The sequence below is a fragment of the Planktosalinus sp. genome (assembly GCF_059864935.1).
Map to the genome: position 1 here is coordinate 1 of NZ_JCBCCK010000224.1, position 4181 is coordinate 4181.

The window sequence follows — 4181 nt, forward strand, 5'->3', positions numbered from 1 at the left end:
CAATTAACACTTAAAATTTAAATTATTGAATATGAAACATCTTAGCAGATTATTAGTTGCATCTTTACTTATCTTCGGATTAAGTAATCTAAATGCTCAGGACGAGTACAACCGTTGGGCGGTTGAGTTTGGCATCAACGCAGTTGATGTTTACCCTGTTGGCGAGGTCGATGACAGAATTCCAGCCGAACTTAGAGGAGAAATTTTTGACGAGTTTTTCAATGCTGATGACCATTGGAACATTCTACCAACAGTATCTAGAATTGCCATTTCTAAATACATGGGTGGTGGTTTTATTTTCACTGCCGCAGGTTCCGTAAACAGAATTAAAAAAATTGGCAATTTAAATGTAAGTGATATGGGCTTTGGAACCACTAAAGACCTCACTTACTATGCAGCAGATGGCGAAGTTAAATACAGCTTTAAAAAAGCATTAAACAGCTCTTGGTTTGACCCACAGTTAGGTATTGGTGGTGGTTATACCTGGGTTGATGAAATTGGATTTGGAACTGCAAACGCACTTTTAGGCTTTAAGTTTTGGTTAAGCGAATCACTTGCTTTAAACCTTCAGTCAACTTATAAGCATTCGTTTGAAGAAGACTACGGTGTTAAGCACTTTCAACACTCTGCCGGTATCATATTCCAATTTGGAATGAAAGATCGTGACGGTGATGGTATTCCAGACCACGAAGACGAGTGTCCTGATACTCCCGGACTTGCAGAATTTAACGGATGTCCTGATACAGATGGTGACGGTATCCCAGACCACCTTGATGAGTGTCCTTATGAAGCAGGTCTTCCTGAATTCAACGGATGTCCTGATACAGACGGTGACGGTATTCCAGATCACCTTGATGAGTGCCCAACCGTTCCAGGTCTTGCACAATTCAACGGATGTCCTGACACTGATGGTGACGGTGTGCCAGACCACTTAGACGAGTGTCCTGATGTGCCTGGTCCAAAAGAAAACAATGGTTGTCCTTGGCCAGATAGAGACGGTGACGGTGTGCCAGATCACTTAGATGAGTGTCCTGATGTTCCCGGAACTGTTGCAAACAGAGGTTGTCCTGAAGTAACTACTGAGGTTATTAAGCAATTAAATGAGTTTTCAAAAACCATCTTGTTTGACTTAGGTAAATCGACTATTCGTCCAGAATCTTATGCTGCACTTCAAAGTATAGTTGATATTATGAGAGAATATCCAAATGCTAAATTCCATATTGAAGGTCACACTGATAACACTGGAAGCAGAGCATTAAACGAAAGACTTTCTAAAGAAAGAGCAGCTTCTGTAATGGAATACTTGACGACTATAGGAATGGATAGAAGCAGGTTATCATCTGAAGGTTATGCCTTTGACAGACCAGTCGCTCCAAACACTACAGCGGCAGGTAGACAACAAAACAGACGTGTTGAAATTTCTCTTCAGAAATAAGAGAAACATTAAATAATTATATTGGAAACGCCACTGAAATTTCAGTGGCGTTTCTTATTTTTATGCTATGACAACATATTTAAATGAAATTGTTTCAACCCTTCTAAAATCAAAACAAAATCTATCCCATTTTGTTTTTGTATTGCCCAGCAAAAGAGCGGGCACCTTCCTGAAAAAAGAAATCCTATCGCAAAACACCCAAACTCAGTTTGCTCCCGAAATTTTAAGCATTGAGGAATTTATTGAAAAAATTGCCGACTTGAAAATAGCGAATTCAATAGAGCTCTTGTTTGAGTTTTATGAGATTTATTTAAATGAAATTTCCGTTTTAGAAAAAGAGAACTTTGAAAGTTTTTCAAGTTGGGCGTCTGTATTGATTGAAGATTTTAACGAAATTGATAGAAATCTGATTGACCAAAACCGGTTTTTTAATTACCTCAATGAAATCAAAGAAATTGAACACTGGTATCTCAATAATCAAAAAACGCCTTTAATAAAAAACTACCTTTCATTCTGGAACTCCCTCCCCGTCCTGTATCAAAATTTTTCCGAGAAGTTAAAACTAAAAGGCTTCGCCCATCAAGGATTGGTTTACAGGGAAGCCGCAGTGAATATTGAACATTATATTCAGTCTAAAAAAAGCAACCCTCACATTTTCATTGGTTTTAACGCACTAAACAAAGCTGAAGAAGTCATCATTCAGGAAATGCTGGAAAGGGGGAACACACAAGTGTATTGGGATGCTGAGGCTTACTTTATGGACAAACCCTATCACAGTGCTTCCCTGTTTTTAAGGGATATTAAAAAAACTTGGAAATTTTATAAAGACAACCCGTTTCTTACTGTTTCAAATTACTTTGAACAACTCAAAACCATCAATATCACCGGGTGTTCAAAAAACTTGGGGCAAGTAAAGTGTGCTTCGAAAATTCTAGAAGCATTACCTGAAAACGAAATTGTTAAAACAGCTCTAGTACTCGCTGATGAAAATTTGCTGATTCCAATGTTAAATTCGCTTCCGCAAAACATTAAAGCGGTCAATATCACGATGGGCTTGCCTTTAAAATCAATTCCGGCCACCTCCTTTTTTGAATCCCTTTTAAAGATTCACCGGGATGAACAAAAATCGTTTTACTATAAAGATGTTTTGGAAATTCTAAACCACCCGTTAAGTGGAAGTATTATTCCCAAAAGTGCAAATAAAATAAATGAAACCCTCCGCGAAAGAAACCTGACCCATTTAAATTATGACCTCATTGCTTCCCTCGTTCCGGAAAATGAAATGAAAACCATTCATTCTATTTTTTCGCCTGAAAATTCCTCCGTTGACAGTTTAATATCCAACGCAAAACAAATTCTTCTTACACTAAAAGAAAAGCAAGCCCGGGATAATATTCTAATTCAGGCACTCTATAAATTGTATGAGGTCTGGAACAAACTGGAAACCCTAAACAATAAGTTTTCACATATAAAAACCACAAAAACACTCTATCAACTCTATAAGGAAATCGTATCATTAACTTCAATCGATTTTAAAGGCGAGCCTTATCAAGGACTTCAGATTATGGGGTTGCTAGAAACCCGTTCCCTGGATTTTGAACGGGTTATTTTACTCTCAGCCAATGAGGGCACGCTTCCGGTGGGAAAAAGCAACAAGTCATTCATTACTTTTGATTTAAAAAAAGAATTCAACCTGCCCACGCACAAAGAAAAAGATGCTGTTTATACTTATCATTTTTACAGCCTGTTGCATCGTGCAAAAAACATAGATCTTTTATACAACAACCACAGCAGCGGGTTGAATGCCGGAGAGAAAAGCAGGTTTTTAATGCAACTCGCTTATGAGGGTCCTTCCACACACGATGTTAGAGAATATATCTACTCCCCAAAAATCGACATTCCGGAAAAGAGTCTGAAACAAATAGAGAAAACCCCCAGTGTTTTAGAACAGCTCAAAAAGCTTGCAACAAGTGGTCTTTCTCCTTCTGCCATCACTACTTACATACGTAATCCCATTGATTTTTATGACAGGTACATTCTCGGCATTCGGGATGTTGATGAAATTGAAGAAACGGTTGCAGCAAACACTTTGGGAACCATCGTTCACAATACGCTTGAAGCATTGTACACTCCTTACATTAACGAAATTCTTTCGACAGAAATCCTAAAGCTCCTTCGGAAAAAGGTAGATGGGCAAGTGGCAAAAGAGTTTCAAAACACTTTTAAAGAAGGCAACATTGAAAGCGGAAAAAACAAAATCATTTTTGAAATTTCAAAACGCTATGTCCACAATTTCCTGAAAATGGAATTATTCGAAATTCAACAAGGAAATGAGATTATCATACATTCACTTGAAAATAAACTGGAGGCTCCATTAGACATCCCCGAACTGGACTTCCCCGTGAAATTGAGAGGAACTGTTGACCGCATAGACACACATAACGGAACACCCAGGATCATCGACTATAAAACAGGTCTGGTAAAACAACCGGATTTGAACCTCAATGACTGGGAAACACTTTTTTCTGATTACGACAAACACAGTAAGAAAATACAAGTGCTTGCTTATGCTTTAATGTCTGAACATGCTTTAAGGTTTGGGAATACTCAAGCGGGAATTGTTTCATTTAGGAATTTGGGGCAGGGATTTTTACCCTTTAACAACAAAGCGAATCCTGAAGGAAGCGCTGAAATGATTTTTCAGGACACATTAACTGATTTTAAAGCTGAGCTAAACAAAATAATT

2 protein-coding genes are annotated in these 4181 nt (G+C 38.0%); both read left to right on the forward strand.

The window, feature by feature from the left end; all coding sequences use genetic code 11:
- Positions 1-31: 31 nt before the first annotated feature.
- A complete protein-coding gene (locus AC6F75_RS07880; RefSeq protein WP_500714435.1) occupies positions 32-1435 on the forward strand; it encodes a thrombospondin type 3 repeat-containing protein in 1404 nt (467 codons plus the stop codon).
- Between the two features lie 67 nt (positions 1436-1502).
- A partial coding sequence (locus tag AC6F75_RS07885) for a PD-(D/E)XK nuclease family protein (RefSeq protein WP_500714437.1) occupies positions 1503-4181 on the forward strand: 2679 nt, incomplete at its 3' end.

Excerpts from the sequence above, each read along its gene's own strand:
- AC6F75_RS07880 (WP_500714435.1), top strand. The coding sequence starts at position 32 with ATGAAACATCTTAGCAGATTATTAGTTGCATCTTTACTTATCTTCGGA.